11 protein-coding genes are annotated in these 13,185 nt (G+C 60.0%); 8 read left to right on the top strand and 3 right to left on the bottom strand.

Annotated features, from left to right (window positions below; translation table 11 throughout):
- Nucleotides 1-604 precede the first annotated feature (604 nt).
- The 8 genes from ABIE57_RS19570 (at nucleotide 605) to ABIE57_RS19605 (ending at nucleotide 10,130) form a co-directional block, all read left to right on the top strand.
- Nucleotides 605-1,417 (top strand): alpha/beta hydrolase, encoded by an 813-nt coding sequence (locus ABIE57_RS19570; RefSeq protein WP_354540712.1) that lies wholly within the window; start codon nucleotides 605-607, stop codon nucleotides 1,415-1,417.
- 251 nt (nucleotides 1,418-1,668) lie between these two features.
- Entirely contained in the window at nucleotides 1,669-2,574 is a 906-nt protein-coding gene (locus tag ABIE57_RS19575; RefSeq protein ID WP_354540713.1) for a MurR/RpiR family transcriptional regulator, read from the top strand.
- A gap of 35 nt (nucleotides 2,575-2,609) precedes the next feature.
- Nucleotides 2,610-3,569, top strand: coding sequence for an agmatinase (speB, locus tag ABIE57_RS19580; protein WP_354540714.1), 960 nt, complete (start codon nucleotides 2,610-2,612; stop codon nucleotides 3,567-3,569).
- Nucleotides 3,570-3,631: 62 nt separating this feature from the next.
- The gene (locus ABIE57_RS19585) at nucleotides 3,632-5,128 is read left to right on the top strand and encodes an ABC transporter substrate-binding protein (protein ID WP_354540715.1); all 1,497 of its coding nucleotides are present in this window, start codon (nucleotides 3,632-3,634) and stop codon (nucleotides 5,126-5,128) included.
- Between the two features lie 65 nt (nucleotides 5,129-5,193).
- Nucleotides 5,194-6,138: an ABC transporter permease gene (locus tag ABIE57_RS19590; RefSeq protein ID WP_354540716.1), complete on the top strand. Its 945-nt coding sequence runs from the start codon at nucleotides 5,194-5,196 to the stop codon at nucleotides 6,136-6,138.
- On the top strand, nucleotides 6,131-7,000 hold the full coding sequence (locus tag ABIE57_RS19595; protein WP_354540717.1) for an ABC transporter permease: 870 nt from the start codon (nucleotides 6,131-6,133) through the stop codon (nucleotides 6,998-7,000). The genes ABIE57_RS19590 and ABIE57_RS19595 overlap by 8 nt, the downstream gene beginning before the upstream one ends.
- Nucleotides 6,997-9,129 (top strand): dipeptide ABC transporter ATP-binding protein, encoded by a 2,133-nt coding sequence (locus ABIE57_RS19600; protein WP_354540718.1) that lies wholly within the window; start codon nucleotides 6,997-6,999, stop codon nucleotides 9,127-9,129. The genes ABIE57_RS19595 and ABIE57_RS19600 overlap by 4 nt, the downstream gene beginning before the upstream one ends.
- 41 nt (nucleotides 9,130-9,170) lie before the next feature.
- Complete coding sequence (locus ABIE57_RS19605) at nucleotides 9,171-10,130, top strand: agmatinase (RefSeq protein ID WP_354540720.1); 960 nt, start codon at nucleotides 9,171-9,173, stop codon at nucleotides 10,128-10,130.
- A 296-nt stretch (nucleotides 10,131-10,426) separates the two neighbouring features.
- Here the strand turns inward: ABIE57_RS19605 and ABIE57_RS19610 are convergent, their stop codons facing one another.
- The 3 genes from ABIE57_RS19610 to tnpB all read right to left on the bottom strand — a co-directional run.
- Entirely contained in the window at nucleotides 10,427-10,789 is a 363-nt protein-coding gene (locus ABIE57_RS19610; protein WP_354540722.1) for a tyrosine-type recombinase/integrase, read from the bottom strand.
- Nucleotides 10,790-11,197: 408 nt separating this feature from the next.
- Complete coding sequence (tnpC, locus tag ABIE57_RS19615) at nucleotides 11,198-12,841, bottom strand: IS66 family transposase (RefSeq protein ID WP_354540723.1); 1,644 nt, start codon at nucleotides 12,839-12,841, stop codon at nucleotides 11,198-11,200.
- A gap of 59 nt (nucleotides 12,842-12,900) precedes the next feature.
- Nucleotides 12,901-13,185 (bottom strand): IS66 family insertion sequence element accessory protein TnpB (gene tnpB, locus ABIE57_RS19620; protein ID WP_354540725.1); only part of this gene is annotated, 285 nt, incomplete at its 5' end.

Consider the following 13,185-nt stretch of genomic DNA (forward strand, 5'->3'; position numbering starts at 1 on the left):
GTGGGCGGATCCCCCGGAATCGGTGGGCGCATCAAATCGGAACGGGTGGGCGCATCAAATCGGAATCGGTGGGCGCATCATCCCGGAATACGCACACTTCCGAATAATCCTCAAAAATCCCATGTCTAACACTCCGGTAATCCCCAGCTGATTCACGCCGAGGCAAGGTTGCACATGGGTCAGTTCTCGGTGACAATTTTGGCAGTTGCCGGGTCAGTTCTCAGTGACAATCAACACATTCGGTGTTCTGCCATTTGCCGCTTCGGTTGGGCTACGGCTCGAGATGTGAGTTCATCTGCGGCATTCTGCAAATCTTGATGTTCGTGCTCGACAATATCGATTGATCTGCTTCGCTGATATTGTCGGCGCCGCGCAAGGAGGGCGAGATAAAGGGTAAGGAACCACGTGTCGTTGCACGTGGAATGAATTGTCTGACCCCCAACAGCGAAATTTGCGACCAATGACCCTGCCTACCCCTCGGAACCATTTGAGGCAGTGAATAGATTACGCACCGCAATCGCAAGGTGTATCGCGCCCGCGTCCCTACCGTGAGCGGCGGACGACGCGGTCTTGCGGCGGGGGCGTCGATTTGGGACAGTCGCGTATGCTCTCGTTTCTCAAGATCGCCGGAAGTGTCGTGGCGCTTTACCTCGTGGTGGTCGCCATGGTCGCGCTTTTTCAGGCCAAGCTGCTGTTTCCGAGAGAGATGGTGGGCCCGGGTGCACCCCTGCCGCCCAAGGCCGAGCGACTCGCCCTCAGCGTGGGGTCCGACGAGCAACTGGTCGGGGTGCTTCTGCAGGCTGAAGGGCCATCGCCCGAGGGCGCAAGCCTCGTCCTCGGTTTCGGCGGGAACGCGTGGAACGCGGACGATCTGGCGCTTCACCTGAACTCGATTTTTCCCGATCGGCACGTCGTCGCGTTCCACTACCGCGGCTACGCGCCCAGCACCGGCAGGCCCACCGCGCGCGTGATGCTCGATGACGCGCTGGAGATCCACGACGAGATCGTCGCCAGGCTGGCGCCAGACGGGATCACGGCCGTTGGGCTTAGCCTCGGCGCGGGTCCGGCCACACACCTTGCCCGGTCGCGCCCGGTCAGGGGAGTGGTACTGGTCACCCCGTTCGACACGCTCACGGCCCTGGCACGTGAACACTACCCGTGGCTGCCCGTCGGCCTCCTGCTGCGGCATCACATGGACGTGGCCGCAGACCTGGCGTCGGTTTCGGCGCCCGTGGCAGTGATCGCGGCCGAGGCGGACAGCATCGTCCCGCCGCGCAGAACCGAACCCGTCCGAAGGGCCGCAGACGACCTGGTCATGGACCGGCTCATCACCGGCGCTGGCCATAACGACATCTACAATCGCGCGCAGTACCGACAAGCGATGAAGGAGGCGCTGTCACTGATCGAAAGCAGGTGACAGCCCTGGCGGGTAATGGCCGATCGGTGGAACCCATCGAAGGGCAACTACCTCTTGGGCGCGACGCTCATGTACAAGGTCAATGCCGGAACAGTGGCGCGGATGACCGTGGGGCGCTGTTTGCCGAAGAAAGGAAAAGTCCTTTCGTCAGGCGGTTAGAGTAACAGAGTCGATCAATCGTCCCCGGAGTTCACCTTACCTTTGGTGAATCAAGTGTTGCATTTTGGGGTATAAAAAGATACAAATGATTCATGCTTGGAGCGGACGCGACTAATCGGATCAAGGCGACTTACGGAGAGATGCCTGCGCAGATGCAGCTGGCGGCTCGTTTCGTTCTCGATCACCCACAAGACGTGGTTCTCCTCTCAATGAGGGCCCTCGCGCGGCGCGCCGGCGTGCCTGCGGCGACGATGACACGCATGGCACAGCGCGTGGGTTTTGCGGGCTTTGATGACCTTCGCGCGGTGTACTTGAACGATGCCCGCGCCGCTCCGGACTGGTTCAGTAGCAAGGCGCAGGGCATGCTGAGCCGACGAGATGAAAAGGGCGAACCGGCTCTGGTTTGCGATCTTGCCCAGAGCCTCGCAGGAAATACCGCTGCGCTCGCGAGTGAAGAAGCCCGCCGTGCGATTGCTCGAGCTTCAGATCTCCTGATGGCGGCTGACCGCATATTCTGCGTTGGTGCGCGCTCCGCGTACCCGGTGAGTTTCATTTTTTCATATGTACTCGGCTATTTCTGGCCCGGCGGCAGAATCGTCGGTGGATCGCGAGGCGACGTCGACTTCGACAGCATGTTTGACATCACTGCGGCCGACGCCGTTTTGGCCGCGAGCTTCAATCCTTACGCCAAGACCACAGTTGACGCTGTTGGGATCGCCGCAGAGGCCGGAGCAACCATTGTCTCGATCACCGATAGCGAGGTGGAGGGGATAGCCCCCCTGTCAAGCGTCGTAATACCTGTCGCAAAGGACTCTCCGTCGTTCTTCGACACGATGACACCCGCGTTTGCAGCTGCGGAAATCCTGGCTGCCACCATGGCGAGTCGCATCGGTCCTGACGTCATGACCCGCGTGCGCAGGCGCGAGGAGCGTCTCGCGTCATTGTCAGTCTGGAGCGGCGTTCTGGGGCGCGAGCCTCCGGAAGCACCGGAAGAATAAGAAACCGCGGATGATCGCCAAAAGGAGAGATACGGATGCCCGAAACTCGATATACTGCAAACCTGCCGAGCGTGGGTCTGTCAACCTTCTTCAAGTCGCCGGTCTGCGAAGATCTGGATCTGGTCGCGGCAGATGTGGCCTTTCTGGGCATTCCGTACGATTGCGGAATCGGGTTCAGGCCTGGCACGCGGTTCGGGCCGAAGGAAATGCGGAGCATGTCGCTGCGCTATTCGGCATGGGGTGGACCCCGGCCAAGCGGCTATTGGGATGTAAACGAGCGGCGTCAATATCTTTCCGGCGTCACCATGGTCGATTGTGGAGATGTGGATATCGCGTATTACGATATCGATACGAACCGCGGGAACATCACTGCCGCCGTCGAGAAGCTGCTGGATCGGGGCGCGTTTCCGGTCCTTGTCGGGGGCGATCATTCGGTCACCTATCCGAACATATGCGCGTTTTCTAGGTATCCCGAACTCGATGTAGTCCAGATCGACGCGCACATGGATTGGAGGGACGCGGTTGGGAATGTCCGGTATGGCAATGCAAGTCCGATGCGCCGCGCCAAGGAACTGCCCTTCGTGCGAAACATGGCCCAGATCGGTATCCGCGACATCAGGACGAGTGAAGACCAAGTCGCCGATGCAGAGGCCGAAGGCTCGGTGATTATCACACGCGACACAGTCCGTGAGCGCGGGGCCGAGCGTGCAGCCGAACTCTTGCCGCCGCTCGGCAACGTCTTCGTCACCATAGACATTGACGGGCTCGATCCCTCGATCGCGCCCGGCACTGGGTCACCGACCGCGGACGGACTGCTATACCACGAGGTAAAATCGATCCTCCGTTCGGTTGCGCGCCGTGGAAACGTCGTGGGCTTTGACCTCGTCGAAGTGAACCCGATGGTCGACGATCATGGCCGCACCTGCCTGCTCGCGAATACCCTTATTCTCGAGTTCCTTGGGGCGATCTTCGACCGAAGAAGCTCCGAAACCTGACTAGTTCCTAGAAACCAACTCGCGACCGCTGAAGGCGCGAAAACCAACAGGAGTAATGAAAAATGCGACATTTGAAAACGGCTGCCCTCGTGGTCGCGATGCTGCCATTACCAGGGATTGCGTTCGCCCAGGAAGACGGCGTGCTGCGAATTGCGATCCCGTCAAATCTGAATACGCTCGACCCGGCACGGACCAAGATCGGTGAAGAGTATATCGTCAACAACCTCGTTTTTTCGGCGCTCACGGAAATCACTGCCGATGGTGAGGTTCTGCCAGATCTTGCCGAAAGCTGGAGTGCCAACGAGACTCTCACCGAGTGGACGTTCGAGTTACGCGACGACGTCACGTTCCATGACGGCAGCAGGTTCGACGCTGAAGACGTTAAAGCCACCATCGAGCGGGTCATGGATCCGGAGACGGCTTCGACCGCGCGGGTGAACTTCGCGATCGTCGAGAGCATTGATGTTATCGACGACGATACGATCCGCTTCGTCCTGAACGAGCCATATGCAGGCTTCCCAGATATCCTGGGCGACAGGCATGTTCGTATTGTGCCATCCGAACTCGATTCGGAGCTTACCACCGAACCGGTTGGCACAGGTCCTTTCCGCTTCGTTTCGTTTCAGCCAGGTAACCGGGTCACGCTGGAGCGCAACGATGATTACTACATCGATGGTCAGCCAAAGCTCAATGGTGTCGTGATGCAGATCATACCGGAGCGCTCCGCCCAGATTGCAGCCCTCGAGACGGGTGAGGTCCACCTGCTTTGGGACATCACGCCCGAAATGGTCATGGAGAACGAAGGTAATGATGAGATCATCATCGACTCGATTCCAACGTCCACGTGGGACGGTGTGATCATGAATGCGGCTGTTCCGCCCTTCGACGACCAACGTGTCCGCAAGGCGATCGCCATGGCGCTCGACAAGACGTTCCTGACCGAGGTCGCGCTGTTCGGGACCGGCACGCCGACCAACACAATGATCCCGCCGAACCACCCCTTCTACAACGACGCGCTTGATATCCAGCCGGCGGATTTGGACGGTGCGAAGGAGCTACTCGCCGAGGCGGGGCTCGGGGACGGCTTCGATGTTACGCTGTATGTGCCGGCGGGCCGCCCCACTCGGGAGCGGCTGGGTGTCGCCGTGGCTGAATCCCTGGCGCAGATCAATGTCAACGTCGAGGTCCAGCGAGTTCCATGGGACCGCTTCATCTCCGAGATCGAAGGCAAGGCAGGCTTCTTCACTGACGGATTCTACAGTCGCCCGACCCTCGATACCTCGATCTATCCCTGGTACCACTCCTCGGGCTCGTGGAATTCGCAGCTCTGGCACTACGAGAATCCAGAAATGGACGCCGTTCTCGACGCTGCCCGCAGTGCGAGAAGCGATGAGGAGCGTGCCGAAGCCTATCGCGAGTTCCAGCGGATCGCGGTCGAAGAGCCTGCGGGCGTGATCCCTTATGTCATGAATCACGCGAACGCCTATTCGCCGCGAGTTCAAGACTTCTCCTCCCATCCGATGATGTGGCTTGACCTGCGTAACGTCTCTCTGAAGTGACTTGGCGCCATCTGGCGCGCGCATAACTGCGCGCGCCGTTTTTATCCGAACAGGAGTTATTGGCGATGCTTGCCTATGTTCTTCGCCGCCTACTCGCGATTGTGGGGATACTCTTCGTGATGTCGATCCTGATCTTCGGCATCACCCAGATCCTGCCTGGGAACGTGGCCTCGATAGTCGCGGGACAGTTCGCAAGCGACGAAGTCATCGCCGCAGTGGAGAATCGCCTTGGCTTGAACGACCCGGCATATGTGCAGTATCTGCGCTGGATATCCGGTGTTTTGATTGGGGATTTCGGTCAATCCATCATCATGGACAGGCCTGTTGCGCCATTGATCGCCGATGCGCTCGCGGCGTCGGCCGTTCTCGCCGTTGCGTCTCTGGTTCTTGTGGCAATCTTCGGGATTCTGTTCGGGGTGATCTCGGCGATCCGGGAGAATCGACCGACCGACCAGGCCATCTCGACCTTTACCTATCTCGGCATCTCGGTTCCGGAGTTCTTCTGGGGCATCGTGATGATCATCGTTTTCGCCCGTTATCTCGGCCTGTTCCCGTCCGGCGGCATTGGCGACATGTCCGACGGGTTCATGTCTTGGGCGAGCTACCTCGTCTTGCCAACTCTGACGCTTACTTTCACGCTCATCGCGCATGTTTCCAGGCTGACACGTTCAAGCATGATCGAAGCCATGCGAAGCAATTACGTTCGCAACGCGAGAGCCAAGGGCTTGCCGGAGCGCGACGTCATTTTCGGACATGCGCTCCGCAACGCGCTACTGCCCACGATCACGATTCTTGCCATAGATGTTGGCTGGTTGGTTGGCGGCATCGTTGTTGTCGAAACGGTCTTTTCCTACCCTGGCCTCGGCCGACTTCTTGTCTTTGCGATCGAGCGTCAGGACCTGCCGCTGATCCAGGCTTCGATCTTACTGATCGCGGCAATATATGGTCTGGCCAACCTCATGGCTGACCTTCTCTACGCCTTCTTCAACCCAAGGATACGTTATGGATGAGATCGCCGAAGCGCCAAGCGGCCGCGGGTGGCGCATGCTTCGTCATATTCCCGGCAAGCTGAGGATCGGTGGTGGGATCGTTCTCCTGCTGATCGTTCTCGCCATCCTGGCACCCATCGTGACGATGCACTCGCCCACACAAATCAACGTCGTCGAACGCCTCTCTCCGCCAAATGCAGTCTTCTGGTTTGGGACGGACGAGTACGGGCGCGATGTCTTTGCGCGGGTGCTCCACGGTGGACGGCTTTCCTTGGCGATGGGGTTCGCCGCCACACTCATCACATTTCTCTTTGGCGTGCCGCTCGGACTTATCGCGGGCTACGTCGGTGGGCGCCTGGACGGCTTGCTGATGCGCGCGATGGACGTGCTGATGTCCTTTCCGCCCATCATGCTTGGCCTCCTGATCCTCGCCGTCACCGATCCGTCGTTATGGAAGTCGATTCTCGCCGTGGGCATCGTCTACGTCCCCGTAGTCGTTCGGTTGGTGCGTTCTCGGACCATGGAACTCGTCCACGAGGAATACATCCTGGCGGCCCGAGCGCGAGGCGAGGGGCTTGCCTACATTCTTGCGCGGGAGATATTGCCCAACGCGTGGCCGATGATCATCGTCGAAGCAAGCCTGAGGGTTACTTTTGCCATCCTGCTTGCAGCGGCCCTGAGTTTCCTCGGCATGGGGGCGCAACCTCCAAGTTCGGACTGGGGCTTGATGATTTCCGAGGCGCGGCCTTTCGTCAATCAGGCCCCTTGGATTGCCCTGGCTCCTGGCTTCGTGATGTGCATTGCCGTTGTAGGCATCAATCTGTTCGGTGACGGCCTGCGCGAGATGCTCGATCCTCGGCTTAAAAGTAAGGGGGGCGCATGAGCGGCCGGCCCAGCAACGCGCGTCTGCTCGAGGTTCGCGGCCTCAACGTAAGCTACGAAGGCAGGGAGGGACCGGTTCGTGCCATCGAGGACTTGGACTTTCACGTTGATGCCGGAGAGACGCTTGCGATCGTCGGCGAATCCGGTTCCGGCAAGAGCACTGTTGCCATGGCCGTTTCCGGCCTCCTCGGATCGGAGGCTCAGGTTGCCGGTACCGCGGAACTGCTTGGGCGGGACGTCATCTCGGCACCTGAGGCGGAACGTCGGCGTCGCCGGGGCGTCGAGGTAGGGATCGTCTTTCAGGACCCGTTCACTTCACTGAACCCAGGACTGACAGTCGCCCGCCAGGTCACAGAAGGTCTCATCCATCACCGAAAGGTCTCACCAGGCAAGGCGCGGCGGCGCGCGCTCGATGTCCTAGGCGAAGTCGGATTGCAGGAACCCGAACAACTTCTTGAGCTTTATCCTCACCAGTTGAGCGGGGGCATGCAGCAACGCGTGCTGATCGCCAGCGCCCTGATGTGCGATCCCAAGTTTCTCGTTCTAGACGAGCCTACCACGGCGCTCGATGTCACCATCGAAGCAAGAATACTTGATCTGCTTGACGACATCCGGCGGCGGCGTGGACTCGGCATGCTGTTCATTACTCACAATCTCGGCGTGGTGAACCGTATCGCGGACCGCGTCTGCGTCCTCTATTCGGGCCGGATAGCCGAAATCGGTCGCAAGACCGAAGTCCTTACCCTGCCACGCCACCCTTACACCAAGGGTCTTCTCGCGTCGCTGCCCGTCTTGGCGGCCAATCGTGAACGCCATTCTCTGGCCCCCATTCCCGGACAAATGCCGCAGCCGGGTGATCGAAGCGCAGGCTGCGTATTCCGGCCCCGCTGCCCCTTCTCCGAAGCCCGCTGCGAGGAGCCGCAGGCCTTGGTTCGGGTGGAGGAAAGTCAGTCCGTGCGTTGTTGGAAGGCCGACTTGGTCGTGGATCTCCCTTGGCCGGTCGAGCGCAGGCAGCGTGTCAGCCGCAAACGTCTGGATGACGAGACAGACACGAAACCGCTGCTCGTTGCACAAGATCTCCGAAAGACCTTTCGCGGGGCGGCTATACGCAAGACCATCTGGCGCAGACGCTTCGGTATACCGCTTCCTTACCAACCCCGTCGCGTGGTTCGCGCGATCAATGGCGTTTCCCTGGACATCATGGAAGGCGAGGTGCTGGGCCTCGTCGGAGAGAGCGGCAGCGGAAAGTCGACGCTCGGGCAGGCGATCGTGCGCCTGATCGAGGTCGACTCAGGGAAGGTCTTGTTCCAGGGGCAAGATGTGACGACGCTCTCGCAAGAACGCGACTTTCGCAGCAAGGCGCAGGTGGTATTCCAGAATCCGGACTCCTCGCTCAATCCAAGGCGTGCCATCGGGCCGGCAATCGCCCGCGCGGTCATGTTGCATTCGACCGTGCGGCGCGCTGATATGCGTTCACAAGTCGAAGCGCTGCTCGATCGTGTCGGGCTGCCGCGCAGTTTTTATGACAGGTATCCACATCAGCTCTCCGGCGGTGAGCGCCAGCGCGTCGGAATTGCTCGGGCCTTGGCAACCCGCCCGCGGTTCATTCTCTGCGATGAGCCGACCTCTGCTCTTGACGTCTCGGTGCAGGCAACGGTGCTCAACGTGCTCGCCGATCTGCGCGAAGAGGAACGTCTTTCCTATCTCTTCATCTCTCACGATCTGTCCGTCGTGGCCCATATCAGCGATAGGGTAGCCGTGATGTATGCAGGAAACATCGTCGAGATCGGCACTACGGAGCAGGTCCTTGCGCCGCCCTTTCATCCCTATACAGAGGCATTGCTATCGGCCATTCCGCGCACCGATCCAGGCACTGCTGAGAGGAGCCGGATCGCACTGCGGTCGGATGCGCCCGTAGGTGGCGAAGCGACGGGTTGTCCGTTCAGCGGTCGATGTCCGCGTCGGATCGGTCATGTGTGCGACGAAGTCGTACCACCGGTCCAGACGGGGCTGGCGGGCCACCGCGTCGTATGTCACATCCCGCTCGAAGAGCTTGCCGCCACTCAGGCTGCAGAAGACCCTCCGCCAAACGGCGCGACGCGCCAACGAGATGCCAGCGGACGTCGCTGAGCCCGATAATAGAACTTGGAAAGACGAAGGAGATAACATCCATGAAACTGCCCATGACAACGCGCCCGGAAGCGGGACACGAGACATTCCTATTCTCTGACCTCGCACTGGATCTCGATGCACTCGAGGCTGATATCGCGTTTCTCGGGATTCCCCATGGTTCACCCTACGACATGCGCTTCGTCAACAACGATCAGAGCCGGGCTCCGGATGAACTTCGTCAGGTGAGCGAGCGCGCGGTCAGGGCGCTCGAGCACTACGATTTCGATCTGGGCGGTCCCCTCTTCGACAATCAGGATATCCGCATGGTCGATTGCGGCAATGTTCCGGGCAACATGCACGACTTCGAGGAACATATCTTACGCAGTCAACAGGCCGTGGAGAAGATTCTCGCCGCGGGTGCCTTGCCGCTCATCATCGGTGGCGACCATGCGATCCCCATCCCGGTTCTGAAGGCCTACGAGGGCCGCGGACCCATCACGCTCGTGCAGATAGACGCGCATGTTGACTGGCGCGACGATGTCAACGGCGTTCGGAACGGACTGTCTAGCCCTATACGTCGTGCATCTGAAATGGCGCACGTCGACCAGATATTCCAGATCGGGATCCGGGCACAAGGCAGCGCGCGGCCGGCCGATGTCGAGGCGGCACGAGCGTATGGCGCAAACCTGATCACCGCCTACGAGCTTGCAGAAAAGGGGACGGCTGCGATTCTCGACCGTATCCCGGATGGCGGACAATACTACCTTACTATCGACGCGGATGGCATCGATCCAACGATTATGCCCGCGGTGGCCGGTCCGGCACCTGGGGGCGTGACGTTCAATCAGGCGCGCGAACTGATCCACGGGCTGGTTGGCAAGGGACGCGTCGTTGGTATGGACGTAGTGGAAATCTGTCCTTCTCTCGATGTCAACAGGATCTCGCTGATCACCGCGGCGCGTCTTTTCGTCAACATGATCGGGGCAACCGTGCGGGCAGGTTACTACAAGAAATCGTAATGCGGACCCTGTCGATGGCTTGAATGGTTCTGATCGCATTCGAGCCTCGACGGGCTTCGAGCGTGCCAGTATCGACAAAGGTCCAGAGCGGGCAAATGCCTGGATAGAGCTAAATTGCAGGATTGGCTTCGAAGGTAAGCAAGTTACCGCGCACCTTGCGGCGTGTTACCTCGCCACCCCAAGCGTCACCACGTTATCGGCCTGCTCCGCGTCCGGGTCTTCCGCATCGCCCTCACATTCCGAGAAAACTGCTGAACCTCGAACCTTTTGCTCCAGCCCCCGGCTCCTACCTGACCTCACCTCTCGCCAGATACGATCTTGCCAGCCCTATCCACAGCCCGTTTCAGAGGGTCGTCCATCAGGTGGGCATAACGCGCCGTCGTCTGGGCCTGTGTGTGACCCAGGAGTCGGCCAATGGTCTCCAGGGTCTCACCGTCGCTGACTAGGAAAGAAGCAAAACTGTGACGGAGATCATGAATGCGAAAATCCGTCAGGTCTGCTTTCTCGAGAAGCCAGCGCCAAGGCGCGTTGATATCGGTGATCGGCGAGCCGGTCCGTGACGGGAATACGTACTTACCGGACCGCTGTTGCTCCATTTCTTTCAAGAGAGCAACAGCTGGCTGTGAAAGAGGCACACGCGTGTCCCGTCGTGTTTTCACCCGCCCGGCCCCTTGTCGATCTGTTGAACTCGTCACTCGCGCCTGGCGAACAGGCAATCCTCCGGCCTGTCCAAGGCGTGGTGCAGGGCGTCCAGCCGTTCAGCCATGTCCGGATAGTTGCTCATTGCTGAAGCATCTCGATCCGAGGTTGGGCTGGCACTGGCATTGACTGCCCTTGGCCAACATCTCAAAATTGCTTTCTACGCTGGTTCGATTTCGGAGGGATGACAGGGGTTATAACCTGCTCATCCGGAGCAGATCGCAGCCAGTCGGCATCGAATGCGCGGTCGACGCGCAGGTGATCGGAACGCCAGAAGCTGATTCTGGCGCTGCACGCAATGTCTGTCGCGTCTGCGTTACGTCGCATTCTGCAAGAGTATATCGGTAAGCATCCGGCGAAGGGCGCGGTCACGCGGCCTTGACAGCTTTCTGCATGACCTTCCAGTTCCACGGGAGCAGTTCGGGCAAGCGTGACACGGTGATGTCCGGCATGCGCGCCAGGACGTCTGCCATCCAGGCTTGGGGATCGATGTCGTTCATCTTGCAGGTGACGATCAGGGTATACATGAAGGCCGCCCTGTCGCCGCCGCGTTCAGACCCCGCAAAAAGCCACGACTTTCTTCCCAATGCGATGCCTCTGAGCGCGCGTTCGGCGGCATTGTTGGTCAGGCAGATACGTCCATCATCGAGGAAAGCGGTGAAGGCATCCCATCGGTCGCCCTTGGGCGGCATCAGATAGTCGATGGCCTTTGCGACGCTGTTGTGTTTCGACATTCGAGCACGCTCTTCCAGCAGCCAGTTGTGCAGCGCCTCGATAAGCGGTCGGGATCGCTCCTGCCGCACGGCGTGGCGGGCCGCCGCGTCCATTCCATTGATATCACGCTCGATATCGAAGATCGCGTCGATCCGTTTCACGGCTTCCAGAGCGACGGGCGAGATGTCATGCGCAGGCTTGTTCTTGCGCACGTTCCCGGCGATGTCGGCCAGCTCGAAGAACTTGCGCCGTGCGTGGCTCCAGCAGAGTGCGCTGCGCGCAGGGCCGGGGCTGCGGTCGTCCAGATAGAGGTCATTGTAGCCGCTATAGGCATCGGCTTGCAGAACACCCTGCCAGCCAGCGAGATGCTTGTTCGGGTGGATCATCTGGCGATCCCGCGAGAACTTGAACACGGCTGCAGGTGGCGCGCGGCCACCCCACGGTCGGTCATCCCGCACATAGGTCCATAGCCGCGCTGTCTTTGTGCCACCACGCGCCAGAAGCGGCACCGTCGTGTCATCGCCGTGCAGGCGCGCTGCGGTCAGCACATGGCGCTCGATCAATTCGTGGATCGGAGCCAGCGCCACGCAGGCATGACCGATCAGATCAGCCAGGGTGGACAAGCTGAGATCGATGCCCTCGCGTGCAATGCGCTCGGATTGCCGGTTCAGTGGCTGGTGCTGACCATATTTGTCAAAAGCAACCATCGCGATCAGTTGCGGCCCGGCCCATCCGCGCGGGATGACATGGAAGGGCGCTGGTGGCTGGCTGATCTTCTCGCATGCCCGGCAAGTGAACTTCTCGCGCACAGTCTGGATCACCTTCCACTGCCGTGGGATGACCTCGAGCGTCTCGGTGACATCCTCGCCCATCTTCACAATGCGATCCGAGCCACAGCAGGTGCAGGTGGTCGGGGCCGCGACCACCACACGCTCGCGCGGCAAATGGTCGGGAAAGGGTTTGCGCACGGGTTTGCGCCGCGTGAAGGTGCGCACGGAGCTGGTCTTGTCGTCCTGCGCTGCCTGTTCAGCGGCCAGTGCATCCTCTGTGGCGGCGGCTTCCAGTTCCTCAAGCTGCAATTCCAGTTGGTCAATCAGCCGCGCACGACGCTCGGACGATATGCCGTATTTGTCGCGGCGCAGCTTGGCGATCTCCAGCTTCAACTCCTTGACCATCGCTTCCGTGCAGGATGCCAAGGCGCGCGCCTGCACCAGATCGCGTTCCGCGGCCTGCGCACGGGCTGTTTGCGCGGCCAGTTCAGCGCGTAATCTGGCGATCTCGGAAGCGGTATCTGACATGGCAAAGCACTACCACAGATGCCCTGGAGCGCCAATAAAAACAGGGGTTTCAGGATGAATTATCCAGCCTTTGCAGGCCTTTGCGTCCAGCGCGGATTGCGCCAATCGATGCCTTCGAGAAGATAGCCCAGCTGCGCCGCAGATATCGAAACGGCCGTTCCATCCTGACTTACAGGCCAGATGAACTTGCCTGCCTCGAGCCGCTTCACATACAACGACATACCGACCCCATCATGCCAGAGCAGCTTCACCAGATCGCCAAATCGGCAATCATTCCGCATACAAAAATCGAGAACTGCGGATCGAGTATCCGTGGCACCCGCTTTTTGGCCGTGTCCTGCACG

The organism is Roseovarius sp. MBR-6 (genome assembly GCF_040547525.1).
Taxonomy (GTDB): Bacteria; Pseudomonadota; Alphaproteobacteria; order Rhodobacterales; family Rhodobacteraceae; genus Roseovarius.